Annotated in this window: 26 protein-coding genes and 1 tRNA gene; 22 read left to right on the forward strand and 5 right to left on the reverse strand. The window is 42.2% G+C overall.

Translation table 11 applies throughout. The features are described 5' to 3' along the window. Window positions 1-189: 189 nt before the first annotated feature. Window positions 190-777, reverse strand: coding sequence for a nucleoid occlusion factor SlmA (gene slmA / locus BM378_RS12900; RefSeq protein WP_036973120.1), 588 nt, complete (start codon window positions 775-777; stop codon window positions 190-192). A gap of 112 nt (window positions 778-889) precedes the next feature. Beyond that, window positions 890-2,083, reverse strand: coding sequence for a bifunctional phosphopantothenoylcysteine decarboxylase/phosphopantothenate--cysteine ligase CoaBC (coaBC, locus tag BM378_RS12905; protein WP_036973118.1), 1,194 nt, complete (start codon window positions 2,081-2,083; stop codon window positions 890-892). 143 nt (window positions 2,084-2,226) lie between these two features. Between coaBC and radC the strand changes: the two genes are divergently transcribed. From radC to alr, 17 genes are all read left to right on the forward strand, one after another. Next, entirely contained in the window at window positions 2,227-2,901 is a 675-nt protein-coding gene (radC, locus tag BM378_RS12910; protein WP_036973117.1) for a RadC family protein, read from the forward strand. Between the two features lie 274 nt (window positions 2,902-3,175). After that, window positions 3,176-3,412, forward strand: coding sequence for a 50S ribosomal protein L28 (gene rpmB, locus BM378_RS12915; protein ID WP_036973115.1), 237 nt, complete (start codon window positions 3,176-3,178; stop codon window positions 3,410-3,412). A gap of 11 nt (window positions 3,413-3,423) precedes the next feature. Further along, window positions 3,424-3,579, forward strand: coding sequence for a 50S ribosomal protein L33 (gene rpmG / locus BM378_RS12920; RefSeq protein ID WP_022946036.1), 156 nt, complete (start codon window positions 3,424-3,426; stop codon window positions 3,577-3,579). Window positions 3,580-3,823: 244 nt separating this feature from the next. Then, the gene (gene rpsF / locus BM378_RS12925) at window positions 3,824-4,165 is read left to right on the forward strand and encodes a 30S ribosomal protein S6 (RefSeq protein WP_036973113.1); all 342 of its coding nucleotides are present in this window, start codon (window positions 3,824-3,826) and stop codon (window positions 4,163-4,165) included. Window positions 4,166-4,232: 67 nt separating this feature from the next. Then, on the forward strand, window positions 4,233-4,535 hold the full coding sequence (gene priB, locus BM378_RS12930) for a primosomal replication protein N (protein WP_036973732.1): 303 nt from the start codon (window positions 4,233-4,235) through the stop codon (window positions 4,533-4,535). Between the two features lie 12 nt (window positions 4,536-4,547). Next, window positions 4,548-4,775, forward strand: a complete 228-nt coding sequence (gene rpsR, locus BM378_RS12935; protein WP_002962753.1) for a 30S ribosomal protein S18 — start codon at window positions 4,548-4,550, stop codon at window positions 4,773-4,775. Window positions 4,776-4,810: 35 nt separating this feature from the next. Beyond that, window positions 4,811-5,263 carry a 50S ribosomal protein L9 gene (gene rplI / locus BM378_RS12940; protein ID WP_036973111.1) on the forward strand — a complete coding sequence of 151 codons (453 nt, stop codon included), beginning with the start codon at window positions 4,811-4,813 and terminating at the stop codon, window positions 5,261-5,263. Window positions 5,264-5,620: 357 nt separating this feature from the next. Then, window positions 5,621-6,043: a type IV pilin protein gene (locus tag BM378_RS12945; protein ID WP_036973110.1), complete on the forward strand. Its 423-nt coding sequence runs from the start codon at window positions 5,621-5,623 to the stop codon at window positions 6,041-6,043. A 5-nt stretch (window positions 6,044-6,048) separates the two neighbouring features. Beyond that, on the forward strand, window positions 6,049-6,501 hold the full coding sequence (locus BM378_RS12950; RefSeq protein ID WP_074989368.1) for a GspH/FimT family pseudopilin: 453 nt from the start codon (window positions 6,049-6,051) through the stop codon (window positions 6,499-6,501). Further along, window positions 6,498-6,896 carry a type IV pilus modification PilV family protein gene (locus tag BM378_RS12955; protein WP_036973106.1) on the forward strand — a complete coding sequence of 133 codons (399 nt, stop codon included), beginning with the start codon at window positions 6,498-6,500 and terminating at the stop codon, window positions 6,894-6,896. Before BM378_RS12950 ends, BM378_RS12955 begins: the two co-directional genes overlap by 4 nt. Next, entirely contained in the window at window positions 6,896-7,420 is a 525-nt protein-coding gene (locus BM378_RS12960; protein ID WP_118844648.1) for a prepilin-type N-terminal cleavage/methylation domain-containing protein, read from the forward strand. The genes BM378_RS12955 and BM378_RS12960 overlap by 1 nt, the downstream gene beginning before the upstream one ends. Continuing rightward, window positions 7,413-9,149 (forward strand): DUF7305 domain-containing protein, encoded by a 1,737-nt coding sequence (locus tag BM378_RS12965; protein ID WP_227006796.1) that lies wholly within the window; start codon window positions 7,413-7,415, stop codon window positions 9,147-9,149. Before BM378_RS12960 ends, BM378_RS12965 begins: the two co-directional genes overlap by 8 nt. A gap of 125 nt (window positions 9,150-9,274) precedes the next feature. Continuing rightward, window positions 9,275-9,826 carry an RNA polymerase sigma factor gene (locus BM378_RS12970; protein ID WP_036973104.1) on the forward strand — a complete coding sequence of 184 codons (552 nt, stop codon included), beginning with the start codon at window positions 9,275-9,277 and terminating at the stop codon, window positions 9,824-9,826. Next, window positions 9,813-10,301, forward strand: a complete 489-nt coding sequence (locus tag BM378_RS12975) for a hypothetical protein (RefSeq protein ID WP_083202712.1) — start codon at window positions 9,813-9,815, stop codon at window positions 10,299-10,301. Before BM378_RS12970 ends, BM378_RS12975 begins: the two co-directional genes overlap by 14 nt. A gap of 11 nt (window positions 10,302-10,312) precedes the next feature. Next, window positions 10,313-11,254 carry a DUF4097 family beta strand repeat-containing protein gene (locus tag BM378_RS12980; protein WP_074989352.1) on the forward strand — a complete coding sequence of 314 codons (942 nt, stop codon included), beginning with the start codon at window positions 10,313-10,315 and terminating at the stop codon, window positions 11,252-11,254. Between the two features lie 159 nt (window positions 11,255-11,413). After that, window positions 11,414-12,793, forward strand: coding sequence for a replicative DNA helicase (gene dnaB / locus BM378_RS12985; protein ID WP_036973100.1), 1,380 nt, complete (start codon window positions 11,414-11,416; stop codon window positions 12,791-12,793). Next, the gene (alr, locus tag BM378_RS12990; RefSeq protein WP_074989353.1) at window positions 12,793-13,872 is read left to right on the forward strand and encodes an alanine racemase; all 1,080 of its coding nucleotides are present in this window, start codon (window positions 12,793-12,795) and stop codon (window positions 13,870-13,872) included. Before dnaB ends, alr begins: the two co-directional genes overlap by 1 nt. Before the next feature lie 9 nt (window positions 13,873-13,881). Here alr and BM378_RS12995 read toward each other — a convergent pair whose 3' ends face one another. Beyond that, window positions 13,882-14,121, reverse strand: coding sequence for a DUF2960 domain-containing protein (locus tag BM378_RS12995; protein ID WP_036973096.1), 240 nt, complete (start codon window positions 14,119-14,121; stop codon window positions 13,882-13,884). A gap of 114 nt (window positions 14,122-14,235) precedes the next feature. Here BM378_RS12995 and BM378_RS13000 point away from each other — a divergent pair, with 114 nt between their 5' ends. From BM378_RS13000 to BM378_RS13010, 3 genes are read left to right on the forward strand one after another with little or no spacing between them, the layout of a single operon-like run. After that, window positions 14,236-14,493: a YkoF family thiamine/hydroxymethylpyrimidine-binding protein gene (locus BM378_RS13000; protein ID WP_036973093.1), complete on the forward strand. Its 258-nt coding sequence runs from the start codon at window positions 14,236-14,238 to the stop codon at window positions 14,491-14,493. Window positions 14,494-14,516: 23 nt separating this feature from the next. Then, window positions 14,517-15,140 (forward strand): nicotinamide riboside transporter PnuC, encoded by a 624-nt coding sequence (pnuC, locus tag BM378_RS13005; protein WP_036973092.1) that lies wholly within the window; start codon window positions 14,517-14,519, stop codon window positions 15,138-15,140. Beyond that, on the forward strand, window positions 15,141-15,947 hold the full coding sequence (locus BM378_RS13010) for a phosphotransferase family protein (RefSeq protein WP_036973090.1): 807 nt from the start codon (window positions 15,141-15,143) through the stop codon (window positions 15,945-15,947). Here the strand turns inward: BM378_RS13010 and BM378_RS13015 are convergent. After that, on the reverse strand, window positions 15,944-16,126 hold the full coding sequence (locus tag BM378_RS13015) for a hypothetical protein (protein WP_036973088.1): 183 nt from the start codon (window positions 16,124-16,126) through the stop codon (window positions 15,944-15,946). The genes BM378_RS13010 and BM378_RS13015 overlap by 4 nt on opposite strands. A gap of 199 nt (window positions 16,127-16,325) precedes the next feature. Here BM378_RS13015 and BM378_RS13020 point away from each other — a divergent pair. Beyond that, a tRNA-Arg gene (locus tag BM378_RS13020) sits at window positions 16,326-16,400 on the forward strand. Between the two features lie 64 nt (window positions 16,401-16,464). Next, window positions 16,465-16,686, forward strand: coding sequence for a Rho-binding antiterminator (locus tag BM378_RS13025; protein ID WP_036973086.1), 222 nt, complete (start codon window positions 16,465-16,467; stop codon window positions 16,684-16,686). A gap of 7 nt (window positions 16,687-16,693) precedes the next feature. On the opposite strand, the gene BM378_RS13030 is transcribed toward BM378_RS13025, so the two are convergent. Beyond that, window positions 16,694-17,665 (reverse strand): zinc transporter ZntB, encoded by a 972-nt coding sequence (locus BM378_RS13030; RefSeq protein ID WP_074989354.1) that lies wholly within the window; start codon window positions 17,663-17,665, stop codon window positions 16,694-16,696. Between the last annotated feature and the right edge of the window lie 140 nt (window positions 17,666-17,805).

The raw sequence follows: 17,805 nt of genomic DNA on the forward strand, positions 1-17,805 counted from the left end.
TGCCCCAGTGTAGCGTTTTTAATAAACAATTCGAGTAGATACGATAAGTTGCCAGTTTCCTAAGGTGGGTTAAAGTTATTAGTTACGTGAAACGCGCTACGAGAAATAAGCTACGAGGACTCGCTTATGGGGGACAATCAAAAGGTGGGGGATTAAGCGCGATATGACATCGCGCTTATAAAGCTTGTTTTACAACCAGATTTTTTGTAATTCTGGCCATTGCTTTTCAAATTGTGAGCTTGGCTTTGCTTTAAAGTCGCTACGGACGAATTGATTCATCTTACCTTCGACATAGGCAAGTAAGAAATTGGCTAACGTGGTTTCGTCTGATTGAAATGCTTTGCCTTCACGTAGTTTTCGCTCACGCAATACTTGCTTAAATTGTGTTTCAAGCTTTTCGAATAAGCCTTGCACTCGTTCGCGTAAACGCTCTTGCTCACCTTGCAGGGCATCGCCGGTTAATATGCGAGTAATTCCTGGGTTTTTCTCAGCAAAGGCTAATAATAACAGCAAGATATTATAAACACGGGTTTGGCTTTCTTTCTCATTTTCTAATATGAGGTTAATGCGTGATAACAGCGTATCTTCAATAAATTCTATTAGGCCTTCAAACATCCGTGCTTTACTCGGAAAATGACGATATAACGCAGCTTCAGACACGCCCACTTCAGCCGCTAATTTTGCGGTGGTGATACGTTGACCTGGGCTGGTTTCTAACATTTGTGCGAGTGCTTGCAGAATCTGCTCTTTGCGATTACTTCTTTTTGTCGCAGGCATGACCATTCCTTTCTTATAATTTATTACTTGTGCTCAGTAGAGTCAGACAAGCCATTTTTTGTGCAAATGAGGCGCTTATGTTAATGTTTTATTCAGCTTCTTTCCAGCATTTTTACAAACGCTTGGCAAGCTCAGTCATTACGCTCATCGCGAGATCCTTTTTACTCCCCATGGCTAAATCTAGCTGCTCATTATGCCAGAACAGTGTTAAAGCATTATGATCAGAATTAAAGCCAAGACCTTCTTTTGACACATCATTCGCGCAGATCATGTCGAGGTTTTTGTTTTTTAATTTACCTTGGGCGTAGCTAGCCACATCTTGCGTTTCTGCTGCAAAGCCAACAGTGTAAGGGCGGTTTTTACTAAGCCCAGCTACGTTTGCGATCACATCAGGGTTTTTGACTAAAGTGAGCGTGAGTTCGTCACCTTGTTTTTTCATTTTTTGATCTTGAATTGCGGCTGCGCGGTAATCGGCGACAGCAGCACACCCAATAAAAGCATCAGACTGCACCGCAAGTTCCATCGACGCAGTTAAAAGTTGCTCAGCGCTTTCAATATTGGTGAGCTTTGCATTCGCGGGTGCTGTAATTGCGACGGGCCCTGAAATAAGGTTGACCTTAGCACCTAAAGCAAGCGCTGCTTCTGCAAGGGCATAACCCATTTTGCCTGAACTATGATTCGAAATATAACGCACAGGGTCGAGGGCTTCACGCGTGGGGCCAGCGGTAATTGTGATTGTTTTACCTGCCAATAATGGCTCAATGTCTGGTTGCGTACACAGCGCCACTAGTTCATGAGGTTCTAACATTCTTCCGGCACCTACATCACCACAGGCTTGTTCACCTTTACCGGGTCCCCAAATTGCGACGCCGCGATCTTTGAGAGTTCTAAGGTTTGCTTGGGTCGCTGGGTGAGCATACATTTGTTGGTTCATTGCAGGAGCAACCGCTACTTTAGCAGGCGTGGCTAACAATAACGTAGTCAGTAAATCATCAGCAATGCCCATCGCCATTTTCGCTAAGATATTGCTGGTTGCGGGGGCGACTAAAATCAGGTCAGCCCATTTGGCAAATTCAATGTGTCCCATTGCTGCTTCGGCTGCAGGGTCAAGTAATGAATCAGAGACAATTTCTCCACTCACAGCTTGCATTGTCAGTGGTGTTATAAAATGTTTGGCTGAGTCGGTCATGACCACTTTAACGTCGCAGCCCGCGTCTTTTAAACGACGAACAAGTTCTGCACATTTATAGGCTGCAATGCCACCACTCATACCTAACAGGATTTTTTTATTAACTGATTTTGTCATTACGTGAAATTTTACCTTTGTCGATATGGGCTAACGATAGCAAATCTTTGCCGATTGCATGAAGTTTTCTTTTTTAAAGACAGGAAAAAACTGGATTTTATATTACAGTTTAATGACCAAAGTAATGTTTTTAGGGACAAATGATGCCATTAACGGATTTACCATTGGCAGAGAGACCACGTGAGAAGCTGCTTTTACAGGGAGCTAAAGCGCTTTCAGATGCTGAGTTATTAGCGATATTTTTACGTACTGGCGTGCCAGGCATGAACGCGGTTGAGTTGGCTGAGCATCTATTGCGTATAAATAGTACATTGCACAACTTGTTTAATGCCACAGAGCATGAGTTTTGTGCACAAAGGGGCCTAGGTGCTGCAAAGTACGTACAATTACAAGCCGTATTAGAGCTTAGCCGGCGATACATGCTCGAGCAATGTCATAGAGAGGCTGTATTTAATTCACCTCAGTCGGTGTACGACTACCTAACAATTAAACTACGGGGGTTACAGCAAGAAGTGTTTATGGTGCTGTACTTAGACAGCCAAAACCAGTTGATTAAAGATGAAGTGCTATTTTATGGCACAATTAATGCCGCATCTGTTTATCCTCGCGAAGTGGTTAAAGCCGCATTAAGAAATAATGCAGCGGCACTTATTTTGGCTCATAACCACCCAAGTGGTGTGGCAGAACCCAGTCAAGCCGATAAGTTCATAACGCAAAAATTACAGCAAGCGCTGTCGTTGGTTGACATAAATGTGCTGGATCACATCATTGTGGGCGGTAAAAATTGTGTTTCTTTTGCTGAGCGAGGGCTTATATAAGGCTGTATGCCCGAGAGAGTGTGTTAAAAATGAGCAGTTTAGGCTGTTTTTAGAAATTAGTTTAATTTAAATGCAGTTTTTACTTTCCCTAAGGGCTTTCGATCATTATAATTAGCCGCTATCAAATTTACACATGAGCTGATTGGATAAGATCTGTTACTTGATCTTTGCCTGTATAAGCTGTATAAAGAGCGCCCTTCGATTTATCCCGGGGCACAAATACATGGCCTAAGGGAAAATTAAGCTCGAGCGAAGTTATTGGAGATATATAGACATGTCTAAAGTATGTCAAGTTACAGGTAAGCGTCCAGCGGTTGGTAACCACCGTTCACACGCGAGAAACGCGACTAAACGTCGTTTCCTACCTAACCTACAAACTCACCGTTTTTGGGTTGAAAGTGAAAAACGTTTTGTAACATTACGCACTACGACTAAAGGTATGCGTATTATCGATAAAAAAGGCATCGACGCGGTTCTTACAGAAATCCGTGCTCGTGGCGAAAAAGTTTAAGGAACTGAATCATGCGCGATAAGATCCGTTTAGTTTCAACTGCTGGTACTGGTTTTTTCTACACTACCGACAAGAACAAGCGTAACATGCCTGAAAAAATGGAAATCAAAAAATACGATCCTAAAGCTCGTAAACACGTGATTTTCAAAGAAGCTAAAATCAAGTAATTTTAGTTTTTCAGAATCTCAAAAACCCAGCCTCGGCTGGGTTTTTTGTTTTATGCTTAACTACCTTAGAAAATTAAGCTATTGCAAATATTTATAAGATTGCAACTTGGCTTGCTGTTTTATCTTGCTTAATTATCAATCTAAGCGTAAAATGCGCGCTCATTTCGGCTTATTAAATTTAATTCCTTGCCTTAAACCGACTGGCCGAAACGGTAGAAGGCTCTATTAACCGTAAGGAATATCCATGCGTCATTACGAAATCGTATTCATGGTTCACCCTGATCAGAGTGAGCAAGTACCTGGTATGATCGAACGTTATACTGGTTCTATCACTGAAGCTGGTGGTACTATCCACCGTCTTGAAGACTGGGGCCGTCGTCAATTGGCTTACCCAATCGACAAGCTTCACAAAGCTCATTATGTTCTTATGAACGTTGAAGCACCTACTGAAGTAATCAGCGAGCTAGAAACTACTTTCCGCTACAACGATGCAGTGCTTCGTAACTTAGTTATGCGTACTAAAGACGCTGTAACTGAAGCATCTCCTCTTGCGAAAGAAGAGAAGAAAGAAGCACCAGCTGCTTAATCGTTTTGAGTCCAAGCATGGCGCTTGCAGTTGAGACACTAAGATGAGCCAACCGGTTAATCCTTTTATGAATCAGCTGACGTTATCTGGGGTTGTATGTAAAACCCCAAAATATAGTCAAAGCCCTGCTGGTATACCGCATTGTATTTTTGTTCTTGAACACAAATCGATGCAAGTTGAAGCAGACCTTAACCGTAATAGTTATGTCAGGCTTCAAGTTGTTGCCAGTGGCACGCCAATGCAACAACAGACTCAACAATTGCACGTTGGGCAACAAGTGCAAGTGACGGGTTTTTTAAACCGACACGAAGGCCGAAATGGTTTAAGCCAATTGGTCTTGCATGCTCAGCATATAGAAAGAATTTTTTGAGGAATTAAACTCATGGCACGTTATTTCAGACGTCGTAAGTTCTGCCGCTTTAAAGCGGAAGGCGTACAACAAATCGATTATAAAGATCTAGCTACTCTTAGAAACTATGTTACAGAAAGTGGCAAAATCGTACCTAGCCGTATCACAGGTACTAGCGCTAAATATCAGCGTCAGCTAGCAACTGCTATCAAGCGTGCTCGCTACTTAGCCCTTCTTCCATACACTGACTTACATAAGTAAGCAGCGGATTAACAGTTTTTAAAAGGTGTAGAGACATGCAAGTTATTCTACTAGACAAGATCGCAAACCTAGGTGGCCTAGGTGACCAGGTTGTAGTTAAATCTGGCTTCGCACGTAACTTCCTTTTCCCACAAGGTAAGGCAGTTCCTGCAACTAAAGCTAACATCGAAACTTTCGAAGCACGTCGTGCTGAGTTAGAAGCTAAGATCGCTGAAGATCTAGCTGCTGCTCAAGCTCGCGCTGACAAGTTAGAAGCATTAGCTGAAGTTACACTAGTTTCTAAAGCTGGTGACGAAGGCAAGTTATTCGGTTCTATCGGTACTCGCGACATCGCTGAAGCTATTTCAGCTGTTGGCGTTGAAGTTGCAAAATCAGAAGTTCGTTTACCTCTAGGTACTATCCGTGAGACTGGCGAATTTGACGTTGCAATCGCAGTACACTCAGACGTTACGGCTACTATCAAAGTAATCGTTATCGCTGAAGCTTAATAGCAATATTAAGTAGAAAAAAAGCCGTGCTTTATTAAGCGCGGCTTTTTTGTATCTAAATTTTACTTACTTACTTACTTACTTACTTACTTACTTACTTACTTACTTACTTACTTACTTACTTACTTACTTACTTACTACTCTTTTTGCTTTGCTTCCCTGTCAATAGTTGTGCTATTTGCATTAATGTTTAATGGAATGGGGTTTTGTTTACCTATTTTAAACACAAACAGCCTTTTGTCTTAATTTTTTATTTTTAGTTAGTATAATCAGGCTAGTTAGTTAGAATTGGTTAAATTGACAGCGACAGCGCTGTCATTTATAGTGGTTTCATAAAAAAGTTGTAAGGAATGAAAGTTGAAGGAGACATCATCATCGGGAAAACACCGTGGTTTTACACTTGTTGAAATACTGATCGTTATCGCTATTTTAGGTATTTTATATAGCGTAGCGTTACCTGTTTATACCGAACAAATGCAACGCAGTCGCCGTGCCGACATACAACAAGAGTTATTGCAATATAGCGCGAGTCTTGAGCGTATTTATTCAAGAAATGGTGGTTACCCTAACGCATTTACGGCACAAAATACTGATTTTTATACTTTCACTTACACCCCTACAGATAAAGTCGCCGGTGCAATCAGTGACTTTAAAAACCGTGGTTATAGTTTAAAAGCATCACCAAAGTCTGGTTCGGCGCAAGCAAGTGATCGTTGTGGTGATCTCACTGTGAAACATGATGGCAGTTACACCGCCTCAGAGAATGATTGTTGGGAGTAGTTGAAGTGCGACGAAAGGCCGGATTTACACTGATAGAATTAATGGTCGTACTGGTTATTATTGGTATTATGGCTAGTCTTGCTTTCCCGTCATTTAGCCAGCAAATCTTGCAAGATCGCGTTGTAACGACCGCAAATCAACTAAATAGTGTCTATAAATATGCGCGCAGTGAAGCAGTAAAGCGTGAGCGACAAATTAACTTAGTCGTTAATAACAACCGCTGGCAGGTAACGCTAAATGAAGCGGGCGTGGCTTCGGTTCTTAAAGAATTTAGTGTAACCAAATCTGGCATAACGGTTGATTTAGCGGCCTTGACCGTGAGTGCCAGTGGCGAGGTTAACCAGCAAGCGCAAATAGATATTAAAGACAATCACAGCAACACCACTGACTATGTAATGTGTGTACTAAAAAGTGGCCAAAACTGGTTAGTTGAAAGTTCAGAGCGAGGATGTGCATGATTAAGCAGCAAGGTTTTTCATTACTAGAAGTCATGATATCTGTGGTAATCGCCGGAATCGCTTTATTAGGGTTGGCTGCTGCCCAACTTAAATCGCTTCAGTATGCTACTAACAGTTTTCATTACACGGTGTCGCTTATTCAAGGTCAAAACAGCATAGAGCGACTTTGGCCGCATATTTGTGATATTCAAAAAACCAACCCCGGCTTATTTCAAGATGCGACCTTTAGAGCGAGTCTTTCTCCACAGGTTAGTGACTACGAACTAACTCTGCCTGCTGTATACAATAATGACATGCAAATTAATGTTAGTTGGGTCGATAAACGCATGACTGATAATGCTGAGAACCAGATCAGTTTGAATGCGAGTTTCCCTGATTTGTCGGCGGTGTGTTAATGATAAAACATACAAAAGGGTTTAGCTTAGTCGAGTTAATGGTGGCGCTGGCTGCGGGAGCATTTTTACTTGCTGGGATTAGTTTGTCTTACTCGGCGATTAAAGGCACGATTCAGGTGAGCAAAGAGCTCGAAAATGCACAAGAGGTGCTTCGTTACACGAGTAAAGTGTTTAATCGCAGCATTAAGCAAACTCAAATAACCCCGGTTATTAGTGCTGATAAAAGCATGATAACCATCACTCAGCCTGCTGGTGTCATTGCCTGTGATGGTCAAGTTACCGCAGTGCAAGTTACTGAAGTTTATAGCTTAAACGATAATAACTTAATGTGCTCACTGAATGGCGCAGCTGCGGAGCGTTTGTTAACAGGGGTCGAGAGCTTATCGTTTGATATCGCGGGTGAATTAGTGACGGTGAGTGTGAAACCAGAGCAATTACCTGGGCAATTCGGCAATGGTATAAATATCGATATTGCGCTCACAAACACAATCTTACTGAAGGCATATGGTGGTGGCAGTGTTTAATAAGCAACATGGTTTTACCTTAATTACAGTGCTGATTTTAACGAGCATGGCCAGTCTTGTGGTGCTGAGCTCACTGCGTGAAAATATTGTGCAAGAACGTTTGAGCGGTAATTTTCAGAAAAAGTTAAACAGCCGTTTGCTAGCCGAAAAAGGGGTGTTTGAGCAAGCTAAACTATTACAACAAACACTGAATCGTGAAGGCGTATTAGCGGTTGATGATTTAATTAATAAAACGAATTTAGCGTCTGGTACCGGCATTATTGCGAGTGATGCTACCTTTAGTGCAACCCTTGCTAAAAACCCTGATGGCGAGCTTGAAATTGCCAGCCTAGGGCAGCGCTTTGAAGGCGATGCACAGAGTAATTTAGTCGCACGCTTTGGCATTCAAGGTGCCAAAGGCAGCTCGGTATTTACCAATGCGATGGTTGGCTGTAAAGGGGTTAATTTGTCGGGCAGTGGAAGTATCGACAGCTATGATTCAAGCCAAGGTACTTACGAAGAAACTAAATCGAACGACGGTGATGTATCAACTATTGCCGGTGACTCTGATGTAGTGCTTTCAGGACACTCGCCAATTAGAGGTGATGTAAAAGCCAGTGGTGTAATTTACTTAAACGGGTCATCGCCCATTATAGGTAATATTCACTCTAATACGGGGGTGTATATTTCTCCAGGTAGTGGTCTGCGAGTCGATGGAAATGTGTATACCCGGGGCTACTATAAACACCGAGGAGGCCGCATTTCAGGTGTAGTAAGAGCAAATGGTGATGCCACAATGCAATGGTCTACTTACATTGATAATACTCAAGGTGAGACCCTCGATATCATGTATGGCGGTACAGGTGACTTTAAAGACACCTACAATAACCAGCAAGACGGCGTACATTACAGTAATAGTAAATTTAATATAAACCCGAATGTTGAACCCGTCACTGTAGCCGACCCTACGGCACCTGATTACGATCCGAGTAACCCTGATACCAACTGTGACCCTTTAATTTTGCCCGAAAAAATGACTGACATAATGGCTGGTATCACTGGGTATGATTCTATTTCGGTTGGGCCAACTCAACTATTTAAGTTTAATACTGAACAAGGGTTTCACAGCAATGGTGGCAGCCAAATTATTGTGCCGACCTTAGCTGATGTATTTTTGTTTGATAAGAAGATTCAAAATCAATCTCATGGGAGCCATTCTAAAGAGTATGTATTTGCTTTAGATGGTTTGAAAATGACCAGTGATGGCAAAATGGAGGTCTCAGGGGGCGATGTCATCTTATTGATAGATGGTGATTTTTCAATGGGGGGTGATACCACCCTGACGATCAAAAAAGACAGCAGTCTTACCGTATTAATAACGGGAAAAGTTAATATTGGTGCCGGTGCTAAAGTGATCACTGAACAAGAAGGATTAACGACCAGTGGGCATCCATCGCTGTCGTTTTACTCGTCATTTAACGGTGTGAATGGTGTGCAATTTAGTGGCGCTGCAAACTTGTATGCCGCAATTTATGCGCCGCTTACCACGGTAAAATTGTCGGGAAGTGGCGAGCTATTTGGCAGTGTTCGTGGTGCGGTGATCACTTCAACAGGCGGCAGTGGGGCGCACTATGATGCGGGTCTACTTAAAGTACAAAATGGGGGGAAACCGTCAACCCCTGCACGGATTGTGTTTTTAGGCTGGAGCTACAAAACACCGCCACAGAGTGAACCGAGCCCCGCACAATAATGACCTAATTCGAGCAAGGTGATACTTGCTCAAAAAAATATTTAGTTTCATTTAAACCTTTTGAATCCCTCCTTACGTCTAATACACTAAATTCACAACAATAATCATAAAGGACAACATCCAGGATGTTGATAGATGCAGAGCAAGCGTTTGCACAGCAAAGTGAGCACACCTTGATTGAGCGCGTAAAAAGCGGCGATCAAGTTGCCTATGCAGCACTTTATGAGTTGCATGTGAAACGTGTTTACAGCCTTTGTTTACGACTTATTGCAGATAAAGAGCACGCCGAAGATGCAACACAAGAAGTGTTTGTACAGTTGTGGCACAAAATCGCCAATTTTGATGGGCGCTCACAGTTTACGACCTGGTTACACAGCGTGACGAGTAATATTGCGATTAGCTATATTCGTAAACATAAAAACTGGTTACAGAAAGTCGTGAGCTTTGAGCAAAGTGGCATGGATGAACAAAGTGCAGCGGACTGTCAGGGTTTAAATGGCCTTGATAAATTAGTACTCAGATTGCCCGAACGAGCGCGTATGGTGTTTGTACTCCATGCAATTGAAGGCTATCGCCATGAAGAAATAGCCAGCATGCTTGATATGGCCGTTGGTTCAAGTAAATCGCAGTTTCACCGTGCAAGGCAGTTATTAAAAGAGTGGTATGAAAATGAGTAAGCCAGATTTTGAACAGTTTTTAAATGACTCGCTTAATCAACCTAAGCAAGATATCGGCCCAGATAAAAACTTATGGCCGGGTATTGAGCGTGCAATTGCTCACCCTACAGAGCAACAAGCTGAACAGTCACGTTTTACGTGGAATAAGCTTGCAGCCGTTGCTGCATGCTGTGTTGCGGCACTGCTTAGCGTGCAATTGTTTGTTGCTCAGACCGAGCCGAATACGATGATAGCCATGAGTGATTATTTTACGAAGCAAAAACAGGGCTTGTTGGTGCAATATCAGAATCAACCTGCACTTACCGACAATTGGCAGCAGCAGCTTAAAGAATTAGAAGAAGCAGAGAGTGCCATTAAGCAAGCACTGGAAAATGAACCTGAAAATCCTGCGTTATTACAAATGCTGTCGCAGGTTTATCAGCAACAACTTGATTTAATTAATAAGGTGCATGCACCTAAGTGGCAAACGATTTAGGAGTGATAACCATGAAACTACTCGCATTAACATTAGGATTACTGCCACTGATGGCAATGGCAGGACAAACAATCAATGAACAGGTTGATATACCTGCGAATAAGCGCATTTTTATTGAAAACCAACGTGGTGATGTGCGTATTGAAGGGTGGGATAAACCGGTGTTAAAAATCGAAGGTGAATTAGATAATAAAGCCGAAGGTTATCGTTTAGATGTGGAAGGAAGCCGCGTCGAGTTTATTGTCAAAATGCCACGTAACATAAGTGGCTGGAACAAAGGCGACGGTTCACGTTTAACGATTTATATGCCAAAAAGCAGTGAGCTCGAATTTGCTGGGGTGAATGTGACCGTCAGTGCCAAAGAGCTGGCAGCAGGCGCCGACATTGATACTGTGAACGGTGATATAACGGTGCAGGATATTAGCGGTAACATGAGTTTTGAAACGGTAAATGGTGATGTCAATGCGATTGACCTAAACGGTGATATTCGTTTTGAAACGGTGAATGGTGAAATTAATGATAAAAAATCACAAGGTACGCTGCGTTTTACAGCAGTAAATGGCGATATCAAGTCAAAAACCAAAGCCGAAGATGTGCGTCTTGAAAATGTAAACGGTAATATCGACTTTGCATTTGATGCAATTAAAAAACTACGTATCAATACGGTAAACGGCGAAGCCGAAGTACATATTAATAAATTACTCACCGGTGCAAATGTGCGCTTTGAATCTGTCAGTGGAGATGCGGAGTTTTACTTCCCGGCTGATGTATCAGCCCAGTTTGAAATAGAAGCACATACAAACGGCAAAATTGTTAATGAGTTAAGTGATGATAAAGCAATAAAAGCGAAGTATGGACCATCGAGTGATCTTGAGTTTAGTGTTAATGGCGGGAACGCTGATATTGAAATGGATACCATTAGTGGTCGCATAGAACTGCGCAAACAAAAATAATCACTAAGGTGAGCGTCATTAATCTAAGCACTGAGTAATATGTCTAGTTACCAAGGTTTAGCTTAATTACAATAAAGCGGGAAGATTTCCCGCTTTTCTATTTGCACAGCCTTTGCAAGTCGATAGAATAGAGCCATTCAATTTAAGTTTTGTGAAGATATGGCTAAACCAGATAAGCAAGTCGATACGTTAAAAGTTCCTCCCCATTCAATTGAAGCTGAGCAATCTGTTTTAGGTGGTTTAATGCTTGATAATCAAGCGTTTGACCGTGTTGCTGAGTTGGTTGTCTCGCAGGATTTTTATACCCGCACACATAAGTTGATTTTTGAAGCGATGGTGAGTCTTGCAGAAGCAGGCGACCCGATTGATTTGATCACCATTTCTGAAAGCTTAGAAAAAAATAATCAGCTGAGCAATGTGGGTGGCTTTGCTTACCTTGCTGAAATCGCAAAAAATACTCCCAGTGCTGCCAACATCGACGCATACGCAAATATCGTTCGTGAACGTGCTGTTATTCGTGAAATGATTGGTGTTGCAAACGAAATCGCCGAAGCGGGCTTTAGTCCAGAAGGACGCACAAGCCATGATTTGCTCGATTTTGCAGAAAGTAAAGTATTCAAAATTGCCGAGCAACGTACTAAAAGTACCGAAGGTCCACAAAGCTTACACAGCATTCTAGAAAAAACGGTTGATAAGATTGAAGAGTTATATCAATCGCCACAAGATGGTGTAACGGGTGTAAGTACAGGGTATGCCGATCTAGATAAAATGACCGCGGGTATGCAGCCTTCAGATCTGATTATTGTTGCTGCACGTCCATCAATGGGTAAAACCACGTTTGCGATGAACTTAGCTGAACATGCGGCAATGACGCAAGACAAACCCGTGCTGATCTACTCACTAGAGATGCCGTCAGAACAAATTATGATGAGGATGCTTGCCTCACTCGGTCGTATTAACCAAACGAAAGTACGTACAGGCCAATTAGATGATGATGATTGGGCTCGCCTCTCTTCAACCATGGGCTTATTGATGGAAAAAGGGAAGATGTATGTTGACGATGCATCGGGCCTTACACCGACCGATGTACGTTCGCGTGCACGTCGTATCGCACGCGATCATGGCGGTATTAGTATGATCATGGTCGACTACTTGCAGCTAATGCGCGTTCCGAGCTTATCTGATAACCGTACCTTAGAGATTGCCGAAATCTCGCGTTCATTAAAAGCCCTTGCCAAAGAGCTACAATGCCCTGTAATTGCCCTGTCGCAGCTTAACCGTACGCTAGAGCAACGTGCTGATAAACGCCCAATCAACTCTGACTTACGTGAATCAGGCTCAATCGAGCAGGATGCCGACTTAATCATGTTTATTTATCGTGATGAAGTGTATAACGAAGACAGTGCCGAGAAAGGGGTCGCTGAAATCATAATCGGTAAGCAACGTAATGGTCCTATCGGTAAAGTGCGTCTTACGTTCCAAGGTCAATTCTCACGTTTTGATAACTACGCGGGCCCAGCTATGGATGACGAATATTAATGCGCTTAGCCATCGCCGAAATTAATCTAAAAGCACTGGCTAATAACTTAGCGCAAGTGAAGCACTTTGCGCCCAATTGCAAGGTGATGGCGGTGTTAAAGGCCAATGCATATGGCCACGGTTTGGTTAAAATTGCCCAGCACCTAAGTGCCGCTGATGCATTTGCAGTGGCACGTATTGATGAAGCATTAGCGCTGCGGGCGGGAGGTTTAACAAAACCAATCGTTTTACTTGAAGGCTTTTTTCATCAAGACGATTTACCTATTTTGCTCGCGAATAACTTTCAGACCATTATTCATGATGAAAATCAGTTGGCTGCACTTGAAAGTGCCACGTTGGATGCACCGATAGCATGTTGGTTAAAAATTAATACAGGGATGCACCGTTTAGGGATTGCACCATCACAATTTGAATCGTTTTATCATCGTTTAAAAGCAAGTGACAATGCACGTGATGATATTAAATTAATGACGCATTTTTCGTGTGCTGATGATGTAAACGATGAGAAAACCACCCAGCAAATAGCGTTATTTGATTCATTAACGGATGGCAAAGCTCAGCAGCACTGTTTAGCAAACTCAGCGGGTATTTTAGCATGGCCGCATGGGCATGGTGATTGGGTTCGCCCAGGGTTAATGCTTTATGGTGTCTCGCCGATGCTAAATGGCGTGGGTAAAGAACACGGTTTAGCGCCAGTGATGCGTTTAACAACACGCGTCATTGCGATTCGCGATGTTGATGCGCATCAGTGTGTTGGTTACGGAGGCCGTTGGTGCAGTGATAAGCCAACCAAGCTTGCGGTTGTCGCGATGGGATATGGTGATGGCTATCCTCGCCATGCACGACAAGGCACACCGGTGATCATTAAATCACAACGCTATGGTATTGTCGGCACCGTCGCGATGGATATGATAACAGTTGATATTGGCGATAATGGCGACAATATTCAAGTGGGTGACGAAGTAATCATGTGGGGCCCAGAGCTGCCTGTCGAAGAAATAGCGCAGTGTGCTAGTACCATACCTTACGAGCTACTGTGTAATATTACTCCGCGAGTCAGCTATGAGTATCAAGAGTAACGAAGCACGTTACTCTTTAATAAAATAGATGTCGCTAAAGCCCATTTTTGCAAACTCTTGATCACGAAAATTACGCACTGCCGCAGAGCCTTTTGAGGTCATTTCTATTTGTTGTTCCATCTTTAAATAATTGCTTAAGTCAATTCCCTCAGCTGCCGCAATGGCGTGGTACATGTCGCGGTACTTGTCTTTAGAAAAGTTGATTTCGCGAGGTTGGTTTTTAAATGTGTATGTAATGCGGCGTGCCATAATGACTCCTCTTAATTTATAGGGCTGATTTTACACTAAATACGAGCCTTAGCCATGACTTGTCGCTATAAGCGGGTTACAATGCGACACTGTTAAAAAACTCGGTAGCTTAAAATGAAACTTTCTGTAGAGATTAGTAAATACCCACTTCATCAAGATTACATTCCATTTATTAAAGGCTTTATTGACCGCGTAAACAGCTATGATGGCCTTAAAGTGATTACTAATACGCTATCTACACAGATTTTTGGTGATTACGACTTAGTCATGTCTGTACTTAACACTGAAATTAAGCGCTCTTATGAAGAGTTTGGTAAAGCAATTTTTGTTTGTAAATTTTTACACGGTGATTTGTCGCCAAGCGATGATTAAGTAATCGATAACGACGGCGTGATATGGAATTTTTAACCGAAACTTTCTCTGGCTTTACGGCAATGTCGCACTGGGAATATATTGCAGTGGCGTTGTCGATGGCGTACTTGTTGCTCGCGATTAAAGAGAGCTTATGGTGTTGGCCTGCCGCGTTTGCAAGCACCTTTATTTACACCGTAATGTACTGGAATGGCGCACTATTGATGGAGTCGCTGCTTAACTTATACTACATGTACATGGCTGTGTATGGGTGGGTAATTTGGCGACGAGGTTTAAACCATAAAGACCGGTTGCCGATTGTTTCGTGGTCATTAAAAAAGCATGTCGTGATCTTATTTACTACCTCATTAGCCTCGGTGGTGATTGGTTTCATCATGACCAATTACACGCATGCAGATTTTGCATATTTAGACAGCTTTACCACCTGTTTTGCTGTGGTTACAACCTACCTTGTCGCCAAAAAAGTTCTTGAAAATTGGCTATACTGGATTGTTATAGATGCGGCTTCCATGTATTTGTACTTTGAAAAAGGGTATTACCCGACCTTGGTGCTGTTTGTGTTTTATACCATTATGGCAGCGTGGGGGTTTAAAACCTGGTATGAAGAGTATGAGCAACATCAAGCTAAGCCATTAGCTCAACTTTAAATGAAAACAGAACAACAAATAAACGCGCTATTTTCGCGTTTTGATCCCGCGTTAACGATTACGTCAATCAGTCCATTGGTTGAAGGGTTAAGTAACGATAATTACTTAGTAAAAACAGCGACCAATAGCTATTTGGTAAAACATTATCGCGACCATTGGCCTGCACTAGGCTTGGCTGCTCAAACACATTTTGCTAAACAAAGTTGCTGCCCAGCGCCTCTTTGGCTAGAACAAGCCACAGACACGGCTATTTTCGATTATGTTGAAGGTCGTATTGCCAGCGGCGACTTTTGTGACAGTTTACTGCCAGATTTAGTCAATCTGCACCTGTATCCCTTGCTCACAGAGCCAATGGACATCGCTTATGAAATTAATTGTTATCAACACACCACTCGCTACCAACAGCATCTTACATTAATAGAAGAGTCACTCGCTTATATTGCTAATGCACCAAAAGATATGGGCTTTTGCCATAATGATTTGGTTAAAGAAAATATCATTGTGAATAATAGCGGTATGTTTTTAATCGACTTCGAATATGCCAAAAGTAATGATGTTTATTTTGACTTGGCAGCCTTAGTGGTCAGTTTTCAGCTGAATACTGAACAACAGCAAGCTTTGCTTGAACAATACCGAACACTTATATCAGCCCACCACGAATTTACCCTTTCGCTCAACAAGCTGGCGGCATTTCAGGGGCTATTTTTATTATTGTGTATTTGTTGGTACGAGCAACGAGGGGCAATGGATAAAGTGGCGCCACTGCTTGTGCAGCTTCACCACTTCATTAAACAGCAAAAACGCTAAAGGCCACCAATTCGCTCGGCAAGCTCTTTGTATTTTTTTACATCATCGTGTTCGAACAAAGGCTCACCTTTGTCATCTTGTGATTTCGAGATCAGTAAATGTTCGCGAGCAAGTCGTTTCACGCGTTCTACTTTTACACCTAAAAATTCTGCAACTTGCTCTGTTGACATTAAACTCATGATCAAATTCCCACCTTGTTATTAATTTTATAAGTATACGTTAATACCGTGGTTCTGCCTTAATGTGAAGTGTTTTAATGAAAATTGCTGAATTTATAAGCATGTAAAGTGTTCAATGCTAGCATTTATAGCAAGATGCCATTATCATTGCCGGGTTGTCATGCTGATATCGCGAGTTGGTACTGACAACGACAAATGTGCTCTCGTGGTGAAATGGATATCACGTGGCCCTCCGGAGGCTGAGTTGCAGGTTCGATCCCTGCCGAGAGCGCCATTTGCTCCTTCTTTTGTTATTTTCTACACTGTTTATATCCTTTTTATTTTCATGATTTTAAAACATGACTTATCAACCCATTGCATGTGGTGATTACGACCAATTCGAATTGTGGTGTATGCACTCAACAGAATTACAGATTACATTGCACTCAGGCGAGCAAGTAAATGGCAAAGCGATTAACTTACAGATTATAAGTCCTGAAGGTGAACACTTAATTTTGAGCACAAAAAAAGGCGAACACGCCGTTCGCCTTGATTTAATCAAATCTGTTGAGCCACGCTAAGGTAGGCTTATAACCACTTTTTATTCTTAAAGTAGATACCAATACCAACGGTAAGGACCACTAAGAAGATTAAAAATAGGCTAAATGCATACGGACTTTCCGTGCCCGGAATGCCGCCCACATTGACACCAAGTAAGCCCGTTAAGAAGCCCAATGGTAAAAACAATGCTGCAACGACCGACATCACATACATACGCTGATTAAGTTGTTCAGACACTTGGTTAGCAATAGTCTGTTGAATAATTTGTGCACGTTCAATTGAGCTGTCTAGCTCTTCTAAAAAGCGAATCAACATATTGGTTGTTTCGTTTAAACGGGCTTTGTCGTCTTCATCTAACCACTTGTATTTGTTGTTTAACAACGTAATAAGGGCCTCTTTTTGTGGCCTTAAATAGCGTTTTAGGGCGATGGTCTGACGGCGCATTTGTGCTAAAGCTTGGTTATCAAAACCTTTGCTTGGCTCATCAATTTCGTCTTCAAATATATCCAACGTGTCATCAAGGCTATCAATGACCCCTTGCATACGCGATGTAAGATTTTGTGCTAATTGACACACGAGCTCTGAAATTGAACATGGACCGTTACTGTCATCAAATGTTGCAACAACATCTTGCACTGAGAGTAAACGGCGTTTGCGGGTTGTGATAATAACGTTTTCGTTTATAAATAAGCGCAAAGACACCATGTCTTCAGGGCTTTGTGCGGGATTTAAATTAACGCCACGTAAAAAGAGCATCGAACCGTTGGTTACTTTTGTTAGGCGTGGACGCGTCTCATCCGCAATCAGGGATGCTAATTCATAGTCAGTCAGTAAATTACTGTCAGCAAGCCACTTTACAGCGTCAGCTTGGCTGTAATCCATATGAACCCAAAGTTTTCCATGTTCGGGTTGCCAATTCTCCAGCTCGGTACTATTGTCAATAGCACGTGCACCGCCTTGCTCGTCTAAAATTAAGACATGAAGTAACCCATTGATCATATTGAACTCTCATTTTACAAATAGTGCGATATAGTTGAGTATATACATTATTATAGTCAAGACTATATTAATGAAATCGATTTATCGATGAGATGAATATATTTTGTTGGTGTTTCTAGCTCTGTAGCGTATAAGACACT

The sequence above is a fragment of the Pseudoalteromonas lipolytica genome, assembly GCF_900116435.1.
Lineage (GTDB): Bacteria > Pseudomonadota > Gammaproteobacteria > Enterobacterales > Alteromonadaceae > Pseudoalteromonas > Pseudoalteromonas lipolytica.